Origin of the sequence: Mycobacterium asiaticum, assembly GCF_001673315.1 — a bacterium.
Classification (GTDB): domain Bacteria; phylum Actinomycetota; class Actinomycetes; order Mycobacteriales; family Mycobacteriaceae; genus Mycobacterium; species Mycobacterium asiaticum_B.
The window spans coordinates 1-22,802 of sequence record NZ_LZLQ01000030.1 but is presented as its reverse complement, the minus strand read 5'-3'; the positions used below and the strand labels follow the sequence as shown (position 1 = coordinate 22,802).

Below are 22,802 nucleotides of genomic sequence, written 5' to 3'. Positions count from 1 at the left end.
TTGGCGCCGAAGGTGTTCGCCACTATCACGGCGGGGCACACGGGGGCGGCGGTGGTGGCGGCGCGGCACCGCGGCAGCTTTCGCCGATGATGGCCACGCCGGTCAAGGGCAGCCAAGACGCCAAGGAACTCAAGAAGACCAGCTTCAAGTCCGGCGCATCCGGCGGCGGCGGGATGGGCCGCGGTGGCGGTTACGCGCCGATGGCCGGACACCGTCGCGACGGCGGTGGCCAGTCCTACGAGTCGTTCCGTGCGGCAGAGACGCTCGAAGGGGCCGGTGAGGCCGGTGCCGGCATCTCCGACGGTGGCCAGTCCTGGTTGCCGGCGGCGCAACAGAGCGACGCGCCGTTCACCGTCTCCCATGTCAGCTGGGGACCCAATACGGCGATCTTCGACGATCTGGCCGTCCCGGAGCCTCAGCAGGTGGAGGGCTTTGCCGAAGAACCGGAGCGCACGCTGCAGCAGGTTTCCGACCGTTGGGTATCGCCAGCGGTCATCGGCGCCGAGCAGGAGGTGAGCCTGTGACTACCGCAGTCCGGTCCGGCTTCACCCTCACCGAGGACGAGCTGCAGGTCGTCGGTTCGCGCATCGGCATGCAGGAGTTCCCCACCGTGCTCGACGTGCGCCCGCGCTACGGCACGCTGGATGCGCTCGAGGCGGCATTGGACGCCGCCACCCGCAACCTGGTCTCCCGCGGCCTGATCGTCGACGGCGTAGTCGAACCGGACCTGGTGGCGATCCTGCGGGCATTGCGCCGACCGGATCGGGAGTTGGCAATGCGCCTGGTCACTCCGGACGGTATCGCCAGGGTATGTGTAATCCGTTGCGGCACATCGGGTGTTGCAGTGCGCCGGGTCGGCAACGAGATCGCGCTGCAGGTCGCCGACGGATCCGCGGGGTTGACGTGGGCCATCCAGTCACTGATCGTCGGCCTGCCGCGCTCGGACGCCGCCCAGATCACACCGGTCGGCGCTCCGTCGGAGCTGGTGAGCCGAAACCTGTTGGGAACCCACGATGCAGCGCACCTGGCTGACCGGGTCCGGGCTCTGGGTGCCGAGGCGCGCGCGGCGATGGTGCTTGGTTCTGCGCTGTCGTCGCGGGTGGCATTCGCCGAAATCGTCTACTACGCCCTGTGCACCGATCAGGACCGCATTTCTCGGCGGCCCGCCGCGGTGGGGGTGTTCTACACCAGACGGGGCCGAATCGTGGGGGCGCCCAGTGCCTCGCCGAGCGGACAGTTGTGGACGACGTTGAAGCCGGGTTCCGATCACGCCATCGGCCAGGCGGTCAGTCAACTTGTCGAATTGTCGACGGACCAATGGGAGGCGTCATTGGTTTAGCAAGGTACTGCGCAGAAATCAGACCACGGTGTCCGCTGTATCGAGGACACTCCGGAAAAGGAGAATTGCATGTCGCACCCATTTGAAGTAACCGAAGATGCTGACCCCCATGTCAAGAACATCAACGAACATCTGCGGACCACGGACCAGCTTCTGGTCAAGATGGAAAACGAAGTCCAGGAGATGGTGAACCTGAACTGGCACGGCAACCAGTCGCAGATGTTCCACAACCGGATGGTCGAACACCTCGACCACATGCGTCAGATCCAGGCGCAGACCGACCGCCTTGCCACCAGCTCCATGGAATACATTCAGGCCCACCGCAATATCGACGCCTAGGAAGTCAGGTAACAGCTCATGTCATACGGGATCAAGTACAACTTCGAGGCGAACTACAACACGCTCGACGTCATCAGGAGCATCACCGCCGATGCCGAGCAGATGCGGACCGAGGTCGACGGTCTGTTCAACACCCTGACGTCGGGCCCCTACACCGGGCACGCTCCCGAGGAGATCAACGCGCTTCGCCTGAAATTCTCCCAGGAGATGGACGAGATCATCCAGGATCTGCACGCCACGCAGGTCCGGGCCGTCGACCAGAACCAACTGGTGCAGGACCTCGACAACAGCCAGGCCGCGAACATCCTGGGCTGATGTCTCCGAAAGCCCGGACCCATCCTGCGGGGTGGGTCCGGGTTTTTTGGTCCGCGGGCGGGCTCAGCGTCGAGCCCGCAGCTTGCTCGAATGATGTCCCCTGCGGCATCTTTGGCCGCAAGCACGGGCGGGTCATTGTTCCCGCGGCGCACGCAATCGTCCGAAGTTCTCCGCCACGGACCCGGCCAGTTCCAAATATGCCTGCTGCGTCGCGGGGTTCAACCGCCCGAAGTCGACATCGGCGCCCTCCGCGAGGTGCGCATCAAACGGAATCAGATGAATTGAGCGGCAACGGGATTGAAAGTGTTCGTAGACCTTGTCCAGCTTGAGCGCCGCGGAACCCGGACGCGAGGCGCTGAGCACCACGTGCGCCTCCCGGACCAAACCCGAATGCCCGTGCTGCATAAGCCAATCCAAGGTCGCTGACGCACTGCGGGCGGCATCGATTGCCGGCGAACTCACCAGGACAATGGAGTGCGCGAGATCGAGGATCGCTGACATAGCCGAATGCATGATCCCGGTGCCGCAGTCGGTCAGGATGATGTTGTAGAAATGCCGGAGGATATCCACTGTGCGCCGGTAGTCATCGGCACCGAAAATCTCCGATACAGCCGGGTCCTGCTCGCTGGCAAGCACTTCCAGTCGGCTGGTGGCCATCAAGGTGTGATTGCGAACGTCGGCGTAGCGATGGATATTGGGGTCCGACAACAAGTCCCGAACGGTCGATCGGGTCGAGGCGTCGCCGACCCGTTCGCCCAGCGTCCCCCGGTCCGGGTTGGCGTCGACGGCGATCACCCGGTCGTGACGCACCGTCGCCAGCGCGGAACCCAAACCGAATGTGGTGGTGGTCTTTCCGACTCCGCCCTTGATCGAGAGCACGGCGATGCGGAAGTCGCCGACGATGGGCTGGCGAATCTCGGCGAGCAGGTGTTCCTGCCGGCGTTCCTTGCGCGAGGCTCCGGGGTTGACATGCCCTGACGTCGCTTTGTGCACCACGCGCCGCCATCCCGACGGCGGCGCAAACCGACCCGGATCGGTGATCTCGGCCTCATCAATGGACGGTGGCACGCGGAAGGGCTGATACGCGGGCGCGGCGGGCGGCGGCGCCGGCCGCGACGTCGGCGGCGGTGGACCGCCGGCCGGCGCGGTTGGCCGCGACATCGGCGACGGTGGACCGCCGGCCGGCGCGGGTGGCCGCGACGTCGGCGGCAGACGACGTCCCGGGGGCGGTCCGGGCCACCACGGCGGCGGCGGGAACGGGCCAGGTGGCGGCGGCAACGGCCAAGGCGGCAGCGCGCCCGGCGGTGGACGGAACTGCGGCCGCGGCGGTGCCGGATAGCTGGGTGCCGTGTATGTGTCCCGCTGTTCGGGGGCAGGCGACGGTGACTCCGCCGGCGGGTCAACGACCACCTCTTCGATTTCCGCGGACATGATCGGACTCGGCATCTGCCACGGCGGCGGCGCCGGACGGCGGGCGGGGACCGACTCGGTGCTGTGGTCGGCTTCAGGAGCGTCGGGGACCAGCGGTGGGTCTTCGACCGCGGACCCGACGGTGGTTTCTTCGGCGGGTTCGTCCTCGGCGGCTACCGCCCCGGGATCCGGCATGACCTCGATCGTCGGATCGACGGGATCTTGGGTATCGACGGGATCTTGGGTATCGACGGGATTTTCGGGATCGACGGGATCGACCGGATCGACGGGATCGACGGAATTGACCGGATCATCAGCGACGGTGACCGGATCGACGGGATTGACCGGATCATCAGCGACCGGGTCGGCGGGCTCATCGGCGACGAAGTCGGTAGACAGCCAATTCGCGGGCTCAGTGGCCGAATCGTCGTCGGAAGTCAGGTCGGCCTCCGTTGGCTCCGCGGGCGCCGAAACTTGTGCTCGCTTGGCGGCCATCTGCTCGAGTAGGGCTGCGGCCCTGGCCTCGATCTCGTCGAACTCCCCTGACCCGGATTCCTGCTCATTCGCAGCCTCGAATGAATCCGGCTCAGCCACAACAAAGTCTGGGTCCGTTACCGGCTCAAGTGCGTCGAGCGGCGGTGGGGTAATCCACTCGGGCAAAGCGGACTGTGGCGCTGGCAAACTCGATGGTGCTTCGTAGCTCCAATCCCGCGTGGTCGAGACCTCGACCGGCGGTTCCGGTTCAGCCACAACAGGTTCCGGCTCGGCTAGCGGCCCAGGTTCGTCATCCGGCGGTGCTGCGATCCACTCAGCCGGCACGGGCACCTCAACCGAGGGTTCCGGCTCAGCCACAACGGGCGCCACCTCCACCTCCCCCACCGGTTCCGGTTCCGGTTCCGGTTCCGGTTCGGGCGGCGCAAACGCCTCGAACGAATCTGGTTCCGGCACTGACGAACCCGACGGTGCCGGGGGAAAATCAAAGCTCCAGTCCCGGGTAGTCGAGACCGCTTCCCACTCCGCGGTGGGCTCGGGTTCGTAAACTGACGGCGGCGCAATCCACTCGGGCGACAAGGGATCTGGGGCTGACGACGCGCCAGCTGGGTCAGGTGCCGGCGAAAACGACGGCGGCTCCGGCGTGGTTTCGAAGCCCGGCGTTGGCGGCGTCTGGCTTTCTTGCTCAGATTCGTCCGCCAGTGCGGTCCACTCACCCTCGTTCGATACCGCGGCAGCGGATTCGACTTCGGTCGGGTCATCTGCGGGTTTAAGGGACTCCCCCGCAATTTCGAGATCCGGTGCGTCCTCGGGCACCTCCAAGGAGTCCGCCGACTCTCCGAGCACCTCAGGATCCGCCGTTGCCGGCGGTCGGTGGACCGAAGCCGGGGGCACGGGGGGCGGCTCGGCGTCCAGTTGCTGCAGTCGTCTGATGGGATCGAAAGGCACCGCGACCCGTTTCGGTCGCCCCTCCGCCAGCTCCTCGGGTGGGACCTCGGGCTGCTTGGCGGGATCGGGATCGGACCGGAACTTGGGGGCGACGGCGGTCACCTCCTCCGTCGCTTCCGTTCCGTGGCCGTTGGCAGCGCGGTCGGGTTCCCGGGTCGCACCGCCTTCCTGGTCGGAATCCGGCCGTTTTGCACGCCCGAGATGGACCCGGCGGCGCTTATTCTCGCCGGGCAGCCAGGGCGGACGCGCCATCGACCCGCGCTCTTCCTCGGCAGGCATGTGCTTCGGCGGCTGTTTGGCCAACGTTGTCCCCCCTTTCGATCACGCCGGGATGCCGCCTCAATCCTACGTAGCGCTACACCCTTAATCTGCGGTTCGGCGCTCGTCAGGAGACGGCCGCGCGGCACGGTGGCGGCGAGCCGCGCCAACCGCCGCGGCCACCCCGGCCGCCATCACGCACAGCGACGTCACCCCCAGCACGATGAAGCGGGCCCGCTGACTGCCGCGATCGAGGACCGGCGGCCCGCCTATGGGCTTTCCCGCCTCCGGGTTGGGCATCTGGCCGACCGGTGGGAGTCGGTACGTCAACGCCGCGATCGGGTCCACCATGCCGTGGCCAGTGGCTTCGTTGGGACCCGCACCCGGCGTGTGGGCAGTCCGTTTGACCAGGTCGATCACCTGTGCGGCGGTCAGCTCGGGGAAACGGGACCGGATCAGGGCCACCACGCCCGATACGAACGGCGCCGCGAAGCTGGTGCCGTTGATCGGCGCCAACCCCTGCTGGGTCAGCACGGCATTGACCAGGCCGGGCCCGCCCGAGTCCAGCGAAAGGATCCGTTCGCCCGGGGCGGCGACGCCAACCCACGGCCCGCGCAGGCTGAAGTCGGCCGGCTCACCAGAAGTCGTCAGCGCACCCACCGTCAGCACATAGTCGTCGAACCAGGCCGGGCTGGCGACGGTCCGCACCGAGTCCCAGCCGCTCTGCAACGGCATGTTCGGGTCGGGCATCGCGTTCTGCGCCTTGCACAGTCCCTGACCGTTGAAATTCCCCGCCGCCGCAACCACTACCACGTTGTTCTCGAAGGCGTAACGCACCGCTCGGCCCAGCGGTGCGTCGTCCAGACCCGCCCCGACCGGGCTGCAGGCCACCTCGGACAGGTTGATGACGGTTGCGCCCAGGCTGACCGCCCGGGTGATGGCATAGGCCAGTGTCAACGTATTGCCGTAGCCGGGAGAGGTGGCGTTCGGATCGTTGGTCTGCCCGGAGCCACCCTCTTTGACGCCGTACACGGTGCTGTTCTGTCGGATCGACAGAATGGTCGCCTCGGGCGCCACACCCGCGAAACCGTCCGCCGGACTGGGCGCCCCGGCGATCAGTCCCGCGACCAGGGTTCCGTGCGCGTCGCAGTCCTGCAGGCCGTCGGTGTTCGACACATAGTCCCCACCGCCCTCCAGCGCGGGCAGGCGCGGGTGCCGATTCACTCCGGTGTCGATCACCGCAACCTTCTGTCCCGCGCCACGAGAGAACTGCCACGCGTCGGCAAAGTTCAGCATGGCCTCTGCGCTGGTCTGCAGCGTGAAGTCGGTCCCCGGCAGTACGCCGGTGGGGACACCGCAGATCGCCTTGAGATCCGTCGGCTCGACCGGTCCGAGCGGTCCGCTCGGCGGCGGCCCCGGTTCCACGACGGGCGGCCGAATGGCCCAGGCCGGCGCGGGGTGCAAGGCCATCAGCAAGACCGCCGCCAGCAGCGCCCCCGACCGCCGTGCGAGCCGCATCAGAAGCCCACACGCTGGTAGACGCCCAGCGCCCACAACGCCAGCGGGATCAGCGATCCGACCGCCAGGTAATCGAGGTAGGCCAGCAACGTTCGCAACCGCGACGACGGACCACCACTGGACCCGCCTAGCCCGGACAACGCCGCGCCCACGCCGACGGCCAGCAGCACGCCGAGCACCACCTCCGGCATCGGCCGGGAGCCGTGTTGTCCTGCCGCGCAGACGATCACCACCAGAGCCACGGCGGGGACGGCCAGGGCGCCTCGTTCGAACCAGGTGTCGAAGCATCGGCTGCGCAGCGCGAGCACCGCCGCGCAGGTCAACGCGAAAACCAGCACGGACCAGTCCATCGCGGCCCGACTGTGCGTCAGCAACGTCACGTACACCGTTGCGGCGGCGGCCAATCCGGACAGTAATGCCGCCCGGGTGATCGCCGCCCGCTTCCCCTTCGTCCAAACGGCTTCCGCTGTCGGCATCGAAGTGCCGGAATCGTCGTCCCGCTTTTTAGTCGACGCGTCCGGTTCGAACGGATTCTCGAAATCCCAGTCTTCGCGGTTGCTTTCGACGACGACGGTCGGTGTCTCGAAGCGGCCGAGACGTGCGGTCAACCTCGGCACCACGAGGCAGGCAAGTAGCACTACCACCGCCGCTGTCACGAACACGATGTCGGCAGGCACGTGCAGCCCGCGAACCAGCATCGCGGCACCGACCAGACCGGACAACACCGCAGCGGCGAGATACCCCCAGCGCCCGACGCCGACCACACGGTCGTAGACCACGCACGACACCAGGACGGCGGCGCACGCCGCAGCGAGTCCGTAGTGGCCGTAGCGGGCTAGCAGCGATACCGCGATACCCGCCGTGAGCGGGATCGCTGCCCAGCCGAGGCCGGCAGCGACGTCGTCGAGCCGATACGACCGGTGTGCCATGGCGGCCCCGCCGACCAGCGCCATCGCCACAACACCGGCCAACCCCACGATCACATAGTGGTTCGCCGCGTGCACCCGGCCGACCACGCAGTACACCAGGGCAAGGACGACCAGGTGAACTCCCGCGAACGCCATCCGGCGCGCCGACATTGCATCCCACGCCGCGTACGCACCCTTGTTGAGTCGCCCGACGGCGTCGACGACGTCGTCGTACAAAGTGGGCGGTGACAATGCCCGCTGCGACGACAACCGCAGCAATTCACCGCTGACCACCCCGGCCTCACGCAATGTCCGGTCCGGCGGCAACACGGTGTCGTCATCGAAACGGCTGAGCACCGAGAACGTCCGGCGCTCATCTCTGGATGTCCCGTCACCGTCCCGGTCGCTGTCGCGGGAACGTACCAGCCGAGCGAGCTCCGGGATAAAGCTCGACACCGGAATATCCAGTGGCAGAGCGATATCCAACTGGGTACGCCCGCCGAAGACCGACACCCGGATGTGCTCGGGCGCGGCCGAGACCATCCGGACCCGTCTGAGTTCGTTGACCCCGGTCACAGGTCCGGCATCCTTGACAACTGAATAACTCCGCTCTTGGCGGTCCGAGACACCAGCATCCCGCGACCCGGTGGCATTTCAGTGGCTTTGTAGCCGAACAGTGCGCCCTCGTCTTTCGTCCCGCTCATCACCAGGCCATTGCACGACAGATCCTTGAGTCGCCCGATGAACTGATCCATCATGGCCCGTCCCGCGCCGCCGATGCGACGGGTGACGATCACACGCAGACCCACATCGCGTGCCTGGGGCAGGAATTCGACCAAAGGGCTCAGTGGGCTGCTCATCGTCCCGCCGGCGATCAGGTCGTAGTCGTCGATCATCACGTAGATGTCCGGACCCGACCACCACGAGCGGTCCTTCAGTTGCTGCTGCGTGATGTCGCTGGGAGGTAGCCGATCCCGAAGGGTCGCGGCCAGTGCCGTCATCAACTCCGCACAGGACTGCGAGGCGGTGGCGTACCCGCCCAGATACTCGTTGGCCACCACGCCGAGCATGGAGCGCCGGTAGTCGACCAGGACGATCTTGCACTCCTCGGGCGTGGCGTTCTCCATCAACCCGGCGGCGATATTACGCAGCAACCCGGTCTTACCGCATTCCCCGTCACCGAATGCCACCAGATGCGGCTGCGTCTCGAAATCCAGTACCACCGGCACCAACTCGGCTTCGTTGATGCCGATGGCCACCCGCGACCCGCTCAGCAGGCCGGCCGAACCCGCCGCCCGGACCACCGCACCGCGGTCCACATTGTGCGGCAGCATCCGCACCCGCGGAGCTTGGCGGTTGCCGTAATGCGCGCGCACCGCGTTGACTGCGGCCGCGACACCGTCGGGTAGGTCTTCGACCGCCGAATTGGAATCCAACCGGGGCAACGCGATCAGGATGTGCAACCGCTCGTGACTGATCCCCCGACCGGGTCGGCCGACCGGCACCAGTTCGTTGAATTTGCGACCCACGTCGCTGTCCAGTGCGTCACCGAGTTTCAGTTCGATACGGGTGCCTAGCATGTCCTTGACCGCGGCCCGGATCTCCATCCAGCGCGAGGCGGAGATCACCAGGTGAACGCCGTAGGAAAGGCCTTGAATTGCAAGCGCATTCAGGGCCGGCTCCAGCATCTCGAAGTCGCTTCGGATCGACGCCCACCCGTCGACCACCAGGAACAGGTCACCGAACTTGTCCTGGCTCAGCGGATCCTTGGCCGCCACCTCGGGCGGCAGGGTGGCCAGGTGGGCCTTGCGGGCCCGGAAGTCGCGCATCGATTCGATGCCCAGATCGCGAAAACGCACCTCGCGGGACCGCAGCACCCCGGATACCTCCGCCACGGTGCGCCGGATCGCGTCGGCGTCCATCCGGCCGGCCACTCCGCCGACGTGCGGCAGGTTGGAAAGACTGGCCAGCGTGCCGCCGCCGAAGTCCAGGCAGAAGAACTGCACCTGCTCCGGGGTGTGGGTGGCGGCCGCGGACATGATCAGCGTCCGCAGCGCGGTCGACTTGCCCGACTGCGGGCCGCCGACCACGGCGACGTTGCCCTGAGCCGCGGACAGGTCGACGATCAGGACGTCGCGGCGCTGATCGTAGGGCCGGTCGACGACACCCATCGGCATCCACAACCGGCCGTCGAGATTCGAGGGGGCCGCCCAGTTCGCGTCTGGGAGAAGCTGATTGACCGCCGGACTTTCACCCAGAGGCGGTAACCACACCTCGTGCGCGGGCCGACCGTGGCCCCGCAGCCGCGACACCACCACGTCGAGCAACGTCGTCTTCGTCGGAGCGGACACAACACCGGGTGCGGCGTCCTCTGGCACCGAGGGGGCTACGGGCGCAGCGTCCTTCTTGACCGGGGTGGCGGTGAAGAGCTTCGGTGCCAGCGCGCCCGGTTGCCTGCGGCCACTTTGGATGCTCCGGCGTGGCCGGACATACTCCCCGGAGACGTAGCAGGTGTTGAACCGGATGGGCTCTCCCGCATCGCATTTCAAGAACGCCGAGCCGGGGACGCTGGGTAGGTGGTACGCGTCGGGTACACCGAGCACACTGCGCGACTCTCCGGCGGAGAACGTCTTGAGCCCGATCCGGTAGGACAAGTGTGAATCCAGACCACGCAGCTTGCCCTCCTCCAGTCGCTGCGAGGCCAGCAGCAAGTGCACGTGCAGCGATCTGCCCAGCCGCCCGATCATCACGAACAGCTCGGCGAAATCGGGCTTCTGGGAGAGCAGTTCGGAAAATTCGTCGACGATGATGAACAGTGCCGGCAGTGGCGGCAAATCCACCCCGTTGGCCCGGGCCCGTTCGTACTCGTTGACGTTGGGGAAGTTGCCGGCCGATCTCAGCAGTTCCTGGCGCCGGTTCAGTTCCCCGGCCAGCGCGTCGCGCATGCGGTCGACGAGGATGAGCTCGTCTTCCAGGTTGGTGATGATCGCCGCGATGTGCGGCACCCCTTCCAGGCCGAGAAACGTTGCGCCACCTTTGAAGTCGACCAGCACCATGTTCAGCACGTCGGGAGAGTGCGAGGTGATCATCGATAACACCAGCGTCCGGAGAAATTCCGACTTTCCCGAACCGGTTGCGCCGATGCACAACCCGTGCGGGCCCATGCCGGCTTCGGCGGACTCCTTGATGTCGAGCTCGAGCGGTTGACCGTTGGGCGTGTAGCCGATCGGCACCCGCAGCCGCTCTCGCGGTGAGCGCTTCCGCCACACCTGCTCAGGGACGATCTCGGCCGCATCGGGGATTTTCAACAGGCTCATCAGTCCTGGATCGGTGGCGCGGGAATCGGCTTCCAGGCTGACGATGTGTGCGGCGCTGGCCAGACGGTAACGGCCGATGCGACGGGCCGTCGCCTGGGCCTCGGCCACGGTGATCGTGTCGGGGGTCGCGAACCGCTCCAGTCCGACGGCGGTGCGCGCACCGACGTCCTCGCCCTCCACGACCAATTGCAGGCCGCGCCGGTTCGCGGCGGCCTCCGCGCCATTGAGGTCCAGCAGGCTCACGCTGTCCAGCCCGGCGTCGGTAACCAGACGTTCGGTCCCGGTGACATACCCATCGTCGAGGACCACCACGAGCTGCTTGAGTCCCTTGACCGGCTCGGCGTTACGGCTGAACCGGCCCCGCTCCGCCAGGTCCGCGGCCAGCGACTGCTCCAGCAACTCCAAACCCGGAAAGAGCAAGCGCAGCGCACCCATGCCGTCCCGGACGGTGGCGTGCTGGGCGTGCGGCAACCACTTCACCCAGCTCCAGTTCTCTCCGTCGGGGTTGGCGGTCACCACCGCTACCTGTACGTGGTCTGGTCCGTGAAAAGCGCACAGCTCCAACACCATTGACCGCACCAACTGCCGAGCCAGCCTTCGGTCGCCCTCGAAGGTGATGGCCGGGAAGGCACGCAGGGATACCGCGGTGGGCAGGGCATGCACCACCGAATGCGTTTTGACGAAGCGGCGCAGCGCCACCGTCGACACCGGTTCGAGGTCCTCGGGCGGACCGGTCTCGGGCGCGAGCAGCCGCGTCGCGAGTCGGTGCGTTCCGATCCCGACCCGGACGTGACAGAAGTCGTTGTCGGTGGGACGGCGCTCCCACATTCGGCGGGTGCCGACCACGTCGGCCAGTGCCCGCGGGTCTGGGTGGCTCCACTCCAGCGCGGAGCGCTGCCCTTCGCCGGTCATGTCGGCGTCGTCGCGCAGGTTGGCCAGGTAGCTGAAGTAGTCCTTGCGCTCTTCGTTCAGTTCGGCCGCCGCTTTGCCAGACCGGCCACCGCCGCCCATGAACATGCCGGCCATCGACATGATCATCATCATCGGGAAGATCAGGAACATCGGGTTCTTCATCAGGTCCCGGCCCCCGACGGTGACCATCAGCGCGATCATCCCGACGACCGCGACGATCATCACGAACGGCAACAGCTTCATCAACAGGTTGCCGGGAATAACCCTGGGCACCTCGGGCGGCGGCTGCAGGTTGACTTCGCCCCCCGGCATGCGCGGCGGCGACACACGTAGTCGACGCACGAAACCCTGCGTACTCAACCGGTCATTCCCCGAAACTCCAAACAGGCGACAAATTGGGCCCGTAAGCCTGGGTAATGTCACCAGCGAATGACACAACACGCAGGAGGCCGATAGCGATGACTCTACCGCCGTCGCTGTCTGAATTAGACGCTGAATCGGAGGTCGAGCCGACGCTCAGCCGCGTCACACTGGCTGTTGGCGGGCTGCGTCTCGACGTCGGATTGCCGGCCAACACCAGCATCGCGACTTTCATCGACGACGTCATCGACATCGCCAATGAGCAGATCGCGGCCCACTCCGGCGCTGAGCCCGGCCTGGAGCGAATCGCGTTCGACACCACCGAGGGCAGGTGGACGCTGGCCCGGCTGGGCGACGATGCGATCGACCCGGGCCGCTCGCTCACCGAGGCCAACATCTACGACGGCGATTTGCTGACCATCCGCGAGATCGACCAGCCGCCTCGCCCAATGCTGTTCGACGACCTGGAATTCGCTTCCGAGAACGAGGACGAGGGCACCGGCCCCGCCGAGCACCCGGCGACCAGCTGGCTGTCCGGCCACTCGCGTCTGGTCACCTCCTTCGGCGTGGGCTTGGCGGCCACCCTCACCGCGGCCTTGCTGCTTCCCGACCAGGCTGCTCACAGCTACGTTCCCGCAGTTGCTCTCGCCGTTGGGGTGTTGGCGGTTATCGCCGCCTGTGTGATCGCCCACCGCTCGGCGGGCGCCCGGCGTTCGGAATGGGTCGCCGCGATAGGCGTCCCGCTGTTGTTCGGCGGTTCGTTGTACGTCGTACCAGACGGTTTCGGGCCGAAGTCGCTGCCGATGGCGTTCGGCCTAACCGGCCTGGCATCGTTGCTGGTGCTGCTGATCACCGGGCGTGGTCGCGCGCTTCACACCGCGGTGATCACGCTGGCGTTGATCGGCGGGCTCGCCTCGGTGGCCGAGATGTTGTGGAATCCGCCGAACCGATCCGTTGGTGCGGTGCTGGCCACGATCTCGGTAATCGTTGTCTACGTTTCCCCCCGGGTGACGATCCTGCTGGCCAAGTTGCCGGTGCCGCGGGTACCGACGGCCGGAGAACCCCTCGATGACATCGAAACCCAGGGCGGGACCGCCGTCGAGGGCGTCAACGCGATCGGCAAGCAGGTGATCCCCACCGAGGAGGGCATGATCATCCGCGTCCGGCGGGCCAGCCAATATCTCACCGGCGTCCTGGCCGCCGCCGCCATCACCGCCATCGCGGGTTGTTACCTTGCTGTCGATGCCAGCGGTGAATTCTATTGGCAGGGAACAGCTTTCGCACTCGTGGTGGCAACCGTGCTGTGCCTGCGGGGGCGCAGCCATCACGACTTGGTGCAATCGGCCACACTGATCGGCGCCGGTTTGGCCATCGCGCTGCTGACCATCGTCAAGATGGCGGTCGGACTCGACGGCTGGGAGTTCTACGCAACGTTGGGCCTGGTGGCGCTGATGGCGCTGGTGGTGGCTTGCGGCGTCTTGGCTCCGCGGCTGGAGTTCTCCCCGGTGATGCGCCGACAGGTCGAACTGCTGGAGTACCTGGCGATCGTGCTGGTGTTCCCGCTGTGTTGCTGGATCATCCGGCTATACGCGATGTTTCGCGAGCTCCGGATCTAGGGCGTGTCTGACAGTGGCGTCTCACGATGGCGTCTGATTGTGGCGTCTCACAATGCGTCTCACAATGGCGTCGGTGTCGTGCGAGGGCGTTGCGTCTCGTCCAGCCCTTCAGTGTGAACTCTTGGCTTTCATTGTGAAGCGACGGCTTTCGGTGTGAATCCACGGTGGGAAAATCGGTGAAATCCCGCCAAGGCTTCACGCTAAAAGCCGTGGATGCACATTCATTCAGGTGGCTCCAGTCTCGGCGCCGCAAAAGGCAACTCGAAAGTGGCAGCGACTAGTCTCGCCGAGCAGCCGCAAAAGCATCCTGAAAGCACCCATTTCCGGAAAATGAGGTGCTTTTGCGTCTGCTCGAGCATCAGGACTTGGGTGGCTCGACCTTGGAGCCGCGCGGGTCGGCGCCCATCCCGTCGTGGGAGACCAGCGCCGCTTCCTGCGACAGCTCCGGCCCGGCCGGCAGCAGCGCCAACACCGGCCAGGGAGCCAACTGCGGGACGTCGGCGTCGCGGCGGGGCTCGTGCACACCGGTGACCCCCAGCGCGGCGGCGGTGGGCAGATCCTTGATGTGGTACCGCACGCCGGTGTCGGAAACGTAGAACAGTTGGCCGGTGGATCGACTGTCCGCTTCGCCACCGGTGGCCTGAATGTATTCGCCGGTACCAGGTTTGACGTACACCGAGTCCAGCCCCGGTCCGTTACCGTCACCACTGGCCAAACCCACGGGTGTAGCGGCGTCGGGCAACGGGAGCCGGTGGCCGACCAGCAACCGGATGGTCGCCGCGGCAGCGCTGTTCGCGCGCTCCCACGCCATGCACACCACCCGGTCCGGATCGAGGTTGACCACTTGCGGGGACACGGTCGGATAGTGGTCCACCGGCAGGCTGTGCACGATCGGTACCCGGCTGACCACCGCAGGCGAAACCTCGCGAGTCCCCTGCGCAGCGGCCTCGTTGGGGTTGCTGTACCGGATGATGTCAGCCGTCGCCGACGAAATCGGTTGTAGCCCATTGGCAAGCACGACGTAGAGCTGCTCCCCCCGGGAGTCGACGGTCTTGACGATGGAGCCCACCGAATATCCCGCTGGCAGGCCGGGGATAACGGTGCCGGCACCGGGAATCGTGACCGCGCGGATCGGCGGTGCCAGCGGGAACGCGTTGAGCAGACTTGCCGAGATGGGTCGCATCTGTGCGTTCTGTAGGTGCAGAGCGTCGACGACGACGGAGTCGGTGGGATCGATCAGCGCGCGCACGCCGTCGTAGATCAGATAGACCGAATCACCCGCTCTGACCAGGAGCATCTGCGCGGGCGAGACGCGGCGGATGTCGTCGCTGAGGGTGAGGTCGCCCGCGATGACGGTGGTCTGCACCGTGGCCGTGCCGACAGCCCTGGTGACGTCGGGTGTCTCGACGCTGTCGCAGACCGTCCAGCCCGACATGCGCATGTCGGCACCACCGCGAATGCTGGTGGGAGCGCCGACAATTCCGATCATCGGACCGCGCGGCAGTTGGTGTAGCCACTTGTCGCTCACCGGCTTCGGTGAATCCGGTTTGCCGGTGATCAGCCGGGCGGAGGCCAAGTTGAGCACCGGGTGCAGGCGGTCGCCGATGCGGACGTAAAGGCCGCCACCGGAATTGCTGAGCAAAATCTGTGCGTCGCCGATGTTGGGCGACGGTTTGAAGAACGCCAGCACGCCGCACGCGCCGGTGATCAGGACGGCGATCGCCAAGCCGACCAACAACGACCGGATTTGGCCGCGCATCGGATCGTGGATCATCCGGGAGTCGGCACGAATCAGCGCGTGCTCCAGACGGCGAATCAGAAACCGATAGCCGTTCACCTGCGCGCGCGTGGTTACTTGCGCGGGCATAACCACCCCCATCAGCGTCAGGCAAGCACCGAGCTTCGGTAGCGTATAACAGCCCCGAGAGCAAAAGGCGCACGAATTTAACCTCCACGCTGTGATAGGAATTCGACTGTGCCGCGTGCTTCATCCATTTCTTCGAGGAGCTCTGAAAGTGGGGGCGCGCCATCGAAGCCCAACGGACTGCGGTCCACGATCGACATTGGCGCCCAGCGCGTGTTGCCCCTGGCCGATCTGCTGGTACTGCAACTACTCGTGGCGGCTGGAACGGTGGCGGCGCCGATCCTCGGCTTTCCCGGCTGGCAGGGCAGCCTGGTCGGGCTGGCCGTGGCGCTGGTGCTGGTGATCCGCGTGCGCGGACTGTCGTTGCCGCGCTTGGTCGCGCTGCGGGCCGGCTTTTGGCGGCAACGCAGATTGCGAAGCCGGACTCGCGCCAAGCGGACGAATCACGCGGAACCATTTGATGTCCCGACGCCTGATGGCGCGCTGATCGGCTTCCGTTGGGATGGAAGCACTTTGATGTCGTTGCTGCAGATCGAAGAGAATCCGCAGGCGATGACGATCATGGAGCCCGGCATGACGGTCTCCGGTGAAACCGTGCCAGTGCAAGCGTTGGTGGAGTGCCTGCAGCAGTTCGACATCACGTTGGATTCGATCGACGTGCTCAGTCAGGGGGCCCGTTCGCAGGGGCGCAGTCAGGTGGCCGCGGTGTACGACGCGGTCCTCGGGCCGCTGCCGGCGATCGCTCAGCGCAACGTCTGGATCGCCGTCCGGTTCGACCCGTCGCGTTGCGCTGCGGCCGTGCGCCGGCGCGGCGGCGGCCGAAACGGCGTCCTGCGCGCGGCCAGCACCGCGACGCGCCGGGTGGCCAACCGGCTGACCGAGGGGGGCCTGCGAACTCGGGTACTCACGGCCAGCGAGATCGGCCAGGCTGTCAACCAACTCACCGACGGGGTGGACTTGGCCACTGTCGAGGAGACCTGGCGTACCTGTCGGGAAGGTCGTTTCCGGCTGCGCAGCTTCGCCATCAAGCCGCGGATGCTGACCACCGCAGGCCTCGGTCTGCTGTGGACCATCCCCAGTTACTCCACGACCATGTCCCTGTCGTTGCGACGTGACCGGCCAACCGGTCCCGTACAGGTCCGGGGACTGGCGAGGTTCGACACCCACGGCCGGGCCCGGATTCAGCTGCGTGGGCTCGCCCACCTTAGGGGCCACCAATATTCGGCGCTGGCCGCCAGCCTGCCGGTGCCGCCCCCGCCCCGCCCGGTCGGAAAGTGGGCGTACTCGAATACCAACGGCACCAACGATTTCGAGCACCTGCACGTTCCCGCCTCGGGCTGCGGGCAGGTGGTCGGCGCGGACGACCATGGCCGGGCCGTGGCACTGTCGTTGTTCGGTCCACAGATCCGCCGGGTCGAGATCGCCGGTACGTTGCATCTGGCGCAGCAGGTGGTGCTGCGGTCGCTGGCGTTGGGTGCGCACGTGCTGGTGCACAGTCGGCGCCCCACAAAATGGCGCACCATGGTCGACGAAGTCGATGATCATGACTTGTTGTGGGTCACCGATTTCAACCGCGGGTCCATGCAGGCCGGCGCCGACCGCAACTACTCGGTCGAGATGTTCGACGGGGTGCCCGAGCAAGCGGTGCGAGTCGGGGTGACCGCGATCGTGGTCGTTCCGCCGAAGTCCGCCGTGACCGCCAATGCCGATGTCGCGCTGGAGTCGGTCAATGTCGATACCGACACCGTGAAGGTGAGCACGCGAACCGGTTCGTCGGTGGTCACGATGGTCGCCACCGACGAAGAGATGCGCTACTTGAAGGCGTCGTTCGCGGCCGAAGACTGAATCAAGAACGGTGCCGGTTAGTCATCATCGGGTGCGCTAGCGTGAATCCAGGTCACCCCGCGCGGGGCGGTTCGAAGGAGTGATCATGTCGTACCCGGGCAACCAGGGTTATTACGCGGCCGACCAGTCCAGCGGCTGGACCGGTTCCGACAGCTACTGGTCCTCGGAGCCGGAAAGCGGTTCAAAAATGTCCCATCGGCACTTGACGCTGGCGGTGGTGGTGCTCGGCGCTTGTGCCTATCTGGTCAGCTTCGGCCCGATGGTCAAGACCGCTGGAATCGGCTGGGAAGTGCGCCTTGCGGCGCTGGCGGGTTTACTCGCCGCGTTCGGGCTGCTGCCCCGGCAGATCCCCGCGGGAAAGATCGTCGCTGCGCTGGCCGCGCTTGGTTTCCTGGACGCGCTGTCGAGCGTGCTCGTCGTACCCGACGGCATCCAGCCCGGCTGGGCGTCGTGGGTCGTGGTGGTGGTCAACGGACTTCAGACTGCTGCCGCGGTCGGCGCGCTGTTGGCGCAGCCGAGCGCAACGGCCGACCAGCAGGCCTGGTATGCGGCGTGGTACGCGGCCTCGGCCGAGCAGTATGCGCAAGCCGCGGCCCAGTATTACGGCCAGTACCCGGACCGGGGACAGGCCGAATCTGGCTACGCCACTGGCGATGCGCACACCCAGCACGAGGCCCACCATGTCGCAGTAGCCGAAGCTCGTGGGGCCGCTGAATCGCAGGAGGCGAGTTACAGCGAGTTCATTGGTCAGAACGCCGGGGCCCAGCCCGGACCGGTACCCGGTGTGCATAGCGCACAGCCGTCCGCAACACCGGGGTTCGGCGAGCCCAATGCCGGACATGCGCCGGTCCCGGCCCAGCAGCAGCCGGCCGTGAGCCAGCCCGAGCACCGGGTATCTAACTGATCGACAGCTGCCCGATCAGTGTCGTGATCGCCTCGGCGACATCCGCCGGAACGGGTCGCTCGGCCTCGGCGTCGGCCAGCAGACTGGCGGGGAGACCCGCGGCCGCCGCGGCCTCCTCGAGGCTGAGTTCCGCGCGGTGCCGCGCCCCGTACAGGCGTTGGCCCAGCGTTGCGTTGGGTGACCGCGCCGCCCGGGCCATCACGTCGTTGTAGGTGCGACGCACGGTGCTCAGCGCCAGCACCACCGACGGGGTGCCTTTGGCGTTGCGTGCTGCGCTGGCCGCCACGATCTCTAGTTTGCGCAGGTCAGCGAGGATCTTGGTGACCTTCGTCGTGTACGCCGGGTCAGTGGGTTCGGGCAACTCGGAAGTGGCTGCAGTGATTGTGTGCATCGCCAGTTCGACGGCCTCGGCCATCAGCGGGGCCCGAACCGTGTCGGTCAACGACTCGGTCGGCTCCTCAGCGATTCTTGGGGCTTCGCCGGGCGCTGTGGCTGGGCCGCTGACCGGCAGCACTGCGGAACCGCTGCGGATCCGGGCAATCGTGCCCGGGGACCATTGCAGAGCCTTCTCGAGCTTGGCCAGCGTCCCGCGACGCGGCCAGCTGCGGCCCTTCTCGAAGGCGATCAGTGTGCCGGCGTTGATGACCTTGTCCTTGGCCAGGCCGCGCTGGGTGATCTCGAGTTCGTTGCGTCGAGCGGCGACGGCAAGCCCGGCGCGTGCCACACCAGGGTCGACGTCGGCTTCCCACCACTGATCTTCGTCAGGCTCAGGTAACTCGATCACCCCGGTGACGTCCGCGGACGTGTCGGACACCGCATCAGGCGCCAGGGTGACCGGAAATCCCTCGGGATTGGCCAGATGCAACGTGGTGGCCCCGGAAACCAGTACCGAGCTGCGCCGCACGCCATCGAGGTACATCCCGTTGGTGCTGGTGTCGATCGCTTGCCAGCCTTCCCGGTGCGGTTCCAACCGGACGTGCCACCGGGAGATGCGCTCGTCGGAAAGCCGAACCGTGGCCGTGTCGTCCCGGCCGATGACGGCGACGCCTGCGCGGGGGTCCAAGGTGTGCACTTCGTCGCCGAGTCGAACCAGCAGAGCGGGTGGCCATGCGACCACGGCCTGGTCAGACGCCACTGAGCTACTCCCCCGCTCGGACCCCGAAGATTCGGCGCACATGCCTTGTCCAGCACTGCGTGTGTAGATGCTACATCTTTCCCGCTACGTATCCCCGATCCGACATCAGGGTCACGAATTGGCGTTGACCGGCAGATACGCCATTTTCATCCGCGAGGTTGGGCCAGGTGGTAGAAATCCGAACAGACGCGTGCGACAGATCAGTTGTAGTACACATGTCTAACACCAGGCCAGATTACCGTAAAGTTGTAGCTGCTACGTTTTAATTGTTGCATTAGCGCTAGATTTGTGATTATGTCGTCGCATCGGCGGCGCACTGCGCCGGAATCGGCCGGAATTGGCCGGAATTAGGAGGAAAGCAATGACCGCAGCGGCGATCCCGTTGTCCACTCCGCTGAACGAGTACGTTCCGGCGTGCACCACCGAACCCGAGCGTTGGACCACCACCGAGCCCGACGAGGACGCCAAGGCGCTGTGCATGGCCTGCCCACGACGGTGGCTGTGCGCCAGCGAGGCCTACCAGGCCACCGGGGTGGAAGGTCTCTGGGCGGGAGTAGTGATCCCGGAGTCGGGGCGGGCTCGCGATTTTGCCCTGCGCCGGTTGCGTGCCCTCGCCGAACGAGGGGGCTATCAAGTGCGTCCACGTCGACGCGGCCGCCCCCGTGGTTCGCGCAACTGATCTACGGCGTCAAACTCGTGCGTATTTGTCGGGCGGAGACGCCGTAAACTATCGGCACAGCTCAAGCTGATTGCTATGGGGGAGTTCGTGAGCGGTGTGGGCGACCTGTTCGGGGGTGTGAATTCCGAAGGCCTCGACGTCGACCGGTTGTTGTCGCACCTGCAGGAGTTCACCGGCGCGGCGGCCCAATCCGCTCAGCGGATGGCAATCGAGACCGCGGACGCGTCGTCGAAGGACGACCTGGTACACGTGTGGGTAAACGCCCAAGGCGTGGTGGTGCAAGTCGAATTCGACGACAAGTTGTTCGAAGACGCCACCAGCGCCGAGGCGGGCGCTGCCGTATTGCAGGCCGCCCAGGAAGCGGCCGCCAAAATGCGTGCGAAGACCAACGAATTTCAAGCCGGGTTATGGCAACAGGTGTCTCAGTTCGGAGTCCGACCGATTGACGAGATCGCAGACTTCAAAGCGATGCGACCCGAGGTGCCGCTGTCTGCCCCCGGTTCACACGAGCGGCGCTCTGCTGCAGAACAACTCGACCGAGCAGAGCAAAGCCAACCGGACGATCCGCAGGATTGGCAGCTGACGATCCGCGACACGGACTGATTGGGTTGGACTGCGCTCGAGCGAGTGAGCGACTGAGCGAGTGAGGAGAAGTACATGGCGGGACAATTCGAATACGAAGACGGAACCGCGCGTGCGGGTATCGGCAAGTTCGATGGTCTGGCACACGAACTCGGCTCGCTGGTGAACAGTCTGAAAGCAGACCTGGCCGGTGATTCACCGTGGTCGCACGACAAGATCGGTTCGCAGTTCGCCGCCAAGTTCGACCCGGATCGCTCCACTGTGATCGGTCACACGGACGATTTCAAGAAGGCTGTGGACAGCGTCGCGCCAGTACTCACCGGAACGGCCGACGCCATCGTCGCCCAGGATGGCGGCTGACCCCGCGCCGGTGCCGGGTAGCCCGCTTACGCCGAGAAGCGCCGAGAAGCATTGCCGTGACACGCTTGTGGGCGCGCACGTCGGGCCCGACGCGACCGGTGCGGGGCGCGTGACCCGTGGGCATTGAACTTCCAGGCTGGCTGCGCTGGGTGGGCGACATGATCGGCGAGCCATTCCCCGAGGGTGATGAGACCGCGTGTCGGCGCCAGCGCGATCAATGGCGTCAATACGCCGACCAGCTGGAGGGCTTCAAAGACGATCTCGATTCGGCCACCCAGACCACCCTCGTCGGGTTCACCTCCGGTGAGATTCACAATACGTTGGACGAACTGCTCAGGCCGTACGCATCCTCGATCGACCAGATCGCCGGCCAGTTGCGCCAATTGGCCGATGCCGTCGACGGCGTGGCCACCGAAATCGAGTTCGCGAAGGAAATGTTCATCGCGAACCTGGTGGCGCTGGCGGCGGCGATCACGGCCTTGGTCGCCACGGCTTGGATCAACTGGACGGCGCCGGCTGAGATCGCCGGGGCCGTAGCACTGGCCGAAGCGGCGATATCACAAGTCATTCGGGCCGCAGTCGCGAAAGTGGCTTCCGAGGCGGTGGCCCGGGTGATCGCTCAAGTCGTGCTGCGGGCGCTGGAGGGTGCAGCGGCAAACGCGCTTGTGTCCGGCGCTCTCAATGCCGGAATTCAGGGGCAGCAGGCGCTACAGGGTAATCGTCACGAATTCGATTCCGCATCGTTCTGGAACGACGTCGAGGCCGGTGCGGTGTCGGGCGTCGTCATGGGGCCAATCATGAAGGGCGCCCATGATTTCGATGCAGGATCGGCCCTGGGAAACCGTGCCAAGAACTTCGGCGCGTCGTTCGTCGGCAATGCCGGCGGTGCACTGGCGGCTCAACAGGCACTGACCGGGCACATGAACCTCGCCGACGCACTCGGCGCCGGCGCAGTGTTCGGGGCCGTCGACGGGGTGCGCAGTCCCGGCGGGCACAGCGGCATCGATACAACCGCGCTGACCGGGGACCGGCCAGGGACATCGCCGGTGAAACCGCTGCCTGCGAGCCAACACGTGCAAACGTCCGTTGATGCATCCCCGACGCTGGCGGGCCACTCGCCCGAGGGGGTTTCCGCACCGGCCGGCGGCGTGGATGTGCGGCTCAATCTTGGTACGCACGACCAGACACCTTTGGCGCCAACGGGATTCGCCGGTCCGGACACCGCCGCACTCCACGCCCCCGCCCCCGCGACTGGAGTTCATCCCGGCGTTGCCGATGCTTCTGTCACAGGGGCGGCGCCAACGGCAGCCCCGCCTGCCGCAAATGCCGCCGTATCCGCCACCCCGGGTGCCACCGCCCCAACCCATTCGTCGCCGTCAAGCGGCGGCCCCTCGGCGCCGGCGGCGCGAGCCGGCGTGTCGGATCACCCCACAGCGTTGGCGGGCCAACCCGCTGCTCGGGCTTCGGACGTCGCCGCGACCGCCGCAAGCCCTGACAGCCCACGTTCGTCGGGGAGTACCGAATCTCCCGCCCACTCCGCACGTGGCACCGAAACTATTCCGCGAGAGTCTGTTTCAGCGCGCGACGCTGTGCCACCTCGGGATCTGGGCCCGCGTGATCCGTTAGCAGCACCCCCGCGCGACCCCCCCCGCCCCCCCCCCCCCCCCCCCCCCCCCCCCCCCCCCCCGGGCGGGCGGGCGG

General features: G+C 66.5%; 15 protein-coding genes and 2 pseudogenes. 11 read left to right on the top strand and 6 right to left on the bottom strand.

Annotated elements, in window-relative coordinates:
- The 4 genes and pseudogenes from A5636_RS26415 to A5636_RS05435 form a co-directional block, all read left to right on the top strand.
- Nucleotides 1-524 (top strand): annotated as a pseudogene (locus A5636_RS26415) (PPE domain-containing protein); the annotation flags it as partial.
- Nucleotides 521-1,339: an ESX secretion-associated protein EspG gene (locus A5636_RS05445; RefSeq protein WP_065157687.1), complete on the top strand. Its 819-nt coding sequence runs from the start codon at nt 521-523 to the stop codon at nt 1,337-1,339. The pseudogene A5636_RS26415 and the gene A5636_RS05445, both read left to right, overlap by 4 nt.
- A gap of 69 nt (nt 1,340-1,408) precedes the next feature.
- Nucleotides 1,409-1,678, top strand: coding sequence for a hypothetical protein (locus A5636_RS05440; protein ID WP_065157686.1), 270 nt, complete (start codon nt 1,409-1,411; stop codon nt 1,676-1,678).
- 18 nt (nt 1,679-1,696) lie between these two features.
- Nucleotides 1,697-1,993: a hypothetical protein gene (locus A5636_RS05435; RefSeq protein ID WP_065157685.1), complete on the top strand. Its 297-nt coding sequence runs from the start codon at nt 1,697-1,699 to the stop codon at nt 1,991-1,993.
- Nucleotides 1,994-2,125: 132 nt separating this feature from the next.
- Here A5636_RS05435 and A5636_RS27540 read toward each other — a convergent pair whose 3' ends face one another.
- Genes A5636_RS27540 through eccCa form a run of 4 tightly spaced genes read right to left on the bottom strand, consistent with a single transcriptional unit; the run spans nt 2,126 to nt 12,116 of the window.
- Nucleotides 2,126-5,146 carry a MinD/ParA family ATP-binding protein gene (locus A5636_RS27540; RefSeq protein ID WP_155763628.1) on the bottom strand — a complete coding sequence of 1,007 codons (3,021 nt, stop codon included), beginning with the start codon at nt 5,144-5,146 and terminating at the stop codon, nt 2,126-2,128.
- Between the two features lie 60 nt (nt 5,147-5,206).
- Nucleotides 5,207-6,619, bottom strand: coding sequence for a type VII secretion-associated serine protease mycosin (mycP, locus tag A5636_RS05425; protein ID WP_065157683.1), 1,413 nt, complete (start codon nt 6,617-6,619; stop codon nt 5,207-5,209).
- A complete protein-coding gene (gene eccD, locus A5636_RS05420) occupies nt 6,619-8,103 on the bottom strand; it encodes a type VII secretion integral membrane protein EccD (RefSeq protein ID WP_155763626.1) in 1,485 nt (494 codons plus the stop codon). Before eccD (A5636_RS05420) ends, mycP begins: the two co-directional genes overlap by 1 nt.
- A complete protein-coding gene (gene eccCa, locus A5636_RS05415; RefSeq protein WP_065157682.1) occupies nt 8,100-12,116 on the bottom strand; it encodes a type VII secretion protein EccCa in 4,017 nt (1,338 codons plus the stop codon). Before eccCa ends, eccD (A5636_RS05420) begins: the two co-directional genes overlap by 4 nt.
- 98 nt (nt 12,117-12,214) lie before the next feature.
- On the opposite strand from eccCa, the gene eccD (A5636_RS05410) reads away from it, so the two are divergent.
- Nucleotides 12,215-13,732, top strand: a complete 1,518-nt coding sequence (gene eccD, locus A5636_RS05410) for a type VII secretion integral membrane protein EccD (RefSeq protein ID WP_065157681.1) — start codon at nt 12,215-12,217, stop codon at nt 13,730-13,732.
- Between the two features lie 358 nt (nt 13,733-14,090).
- Here eccD (A5636_RS05410) and eccB read toward each other — a convergent pair whose 3' ends face one another.
- The gene (eccB, locus tag A5636_RS05405) at nt 14,091-15,599 is read right to left on the bottom strand and encodes a type VII secretion protein EccB (protein WP_065157680.1); all 1,509 of its coding nucleotides are present in this window, start codon (nt 15,597-15,599) and stop codon (nt 14,091-14,093) included.
- Between the two features lie 210 nt (nt 15,600-15,809).
- Here eccB and eccE point away from each other — a divergent pair, with 210 nt between their 5' ends.
- Both eccE and A5636_RS05395 read left to right on the top strand, forming a co-directional pair.
- Nucleotides 15,810-17,441 carry a type VII secretion protein EccE gene (gene eccE, locus A5636_RS05400; protein WP_253900506.1) on the top strand — a complete coding sequence of 544 codons (1,632 nt, stop codon included), beginning with the start codon at nt 15,810-15,812 and terminating at the stop codon, nt 17,439-17,441.
- A gap of 85 nt (nt 17,442-17,526) precedes the next feature.
- Nucleotides 17,527-18,345 carry a DUF5336 domain-containing protein gene (locus tag A5636_RS05395; protein WP_155763625.1) on the top strand — a complete coding sequence of 273 codons (819 nt, stop codon included), beginning with the start codon at nt 17,527-17,529 and terminating at the stop codon, nt 18,343-18,345.
- Here A5636_RS05395 and A5636_RS05390 read toward each other — a convergent pair.
- On the bottom strand, nt 18,338-19,480 hold the full coding sequence (locus tag A5636_RS05390) for an FHA domain-containing protein (RefSeq protein WP_172827158.1): 1,143 nt from the start codon (nt 19,478-19,480) through the stop codon (nt 18,338-18,340). The two genes, A5636_RS05395 and A5636_RS05390, sit on opposite strands and share 8 nt — an antisense overlap.
- A gap of 361 nt (nt 19,481-19,841) precedes the next feature.
- On the opposite strand from A5636_RS05390, the gene A5636_RS05385 reads away from it, so the two are divergent.
- The 4 genes and pseudogenes from A5636_RS05385 to A5636_RS05370 all read left to right on the top strand — a co-directional run.
- Complete coding sequence (locus A5636_RS05385; RefSeq protein ID WP_065157678.1) at nt 19,842-20,159, top strand: WhiB family transcriptional regulator; 318 nt, start codon at nt 19,842-19,844, stop codon at nt 20,157-20,159.
- Nucleotides 20,160-20,234: 75 nt separating this feature from the next.
- Nucleotides 20,235-20,762 carry a YbaB/EbfC family nucleoid-associated protein gene (locus A5636_RS05380; protein WP_065157677.1) on the top strand — a complete coding sequence of 176 codons (528 nt, stop codon included), beginning with the start codon at nt 20,235-20,237 and terminating at the stop codon, nt 20,760-20,762.
- Between the two features lie 54 nt (nt 20,763-20,816).
- On the top strand, nt 20,817-21,101 hold the full coding sequence (locus A5636_RS05375) for a hypothetical protein (RefSeq protein ID WP_065157676.1): 285 nt from the start codon (nt 20,817-20,819) through the stop codon (nt 21,099-21,101).
- Between the two features lie 116 nt (nt 21,102-21,217).
- Nucleotides 21,218-22,802, top strand: a pseudogene (locus A5636_RS05370) (hypothetical protein); the annotation flags it as partial.

What these genes read in the sequence shown, in the direction of transcription:
- A5636_RS05440 (WP_065157686.1), top strand. Translation starts at nt 1,409, where the DNA reads ATGTCGCACCCATTTGAAGTAACCGAAGATGCTGACCCCCATGTCAAG.
- eccB (WP_065157680.1), bottom strand. Translation starts at nt 15,599, where the DNA reads ATGCCCGCGCAAGTAACCACGCGCGCGCAGGTGAACGGCTATCGGTTT.
- eccD (WP_065157681.1), top strand. Translation starts at nt 12,215, where the DNA reads ATGACTCTACCGCCGTCGCTGTCTGAATTAGACGCTGAATCGGAGGTC.
- mycP (WP_065157683.1), bottom strand. Translation starts at nt 6,619, where the DNA reads ATGCGGCTCGCACGGCGGTCGGGGGCGCTGCTGGCGGCGGTCTTGCTG.
- A5636_RS05380 (WP_065157677.1), top strand. Translation starts at nt 20,235, where the DNA reads ATGGGGGAGTTCGTGAGCGGTGTGGGCGACCTGTTCGGGGGTGTGAAT.
- A5636_RS05385 (WP_065157678.1), top strand. Translation starts at nt 19,842, where the DNA reads ATGACCGCAGCGGCGATCCCGTTGTCCACTCCGCTGAACGAGTACGTT.
- A5636_RS05375 (WP_065157676.1), top strand. Translation starts at nt 20,817, where the DNA reads ATGGCGGGACAATTCGAATACGAAGACGGAACCGCGCGTGCGGGTATC.
- A5636_RS05395 (WP_155763625.1), top strand. Translation starts at nt 17,527, where the DNA reads ATGTCGTACCCGGGCAACCAGGGTTATTACGCGGCCGACCAGTCCAGC.
- A5636_RS05435 (WP_065157685.1), top strand. Translation starts at nt 1,697, where the DNA reads ATGTCATACGGGATCAAGTACAACTTCGAGGCGAACTACAACACGCTC.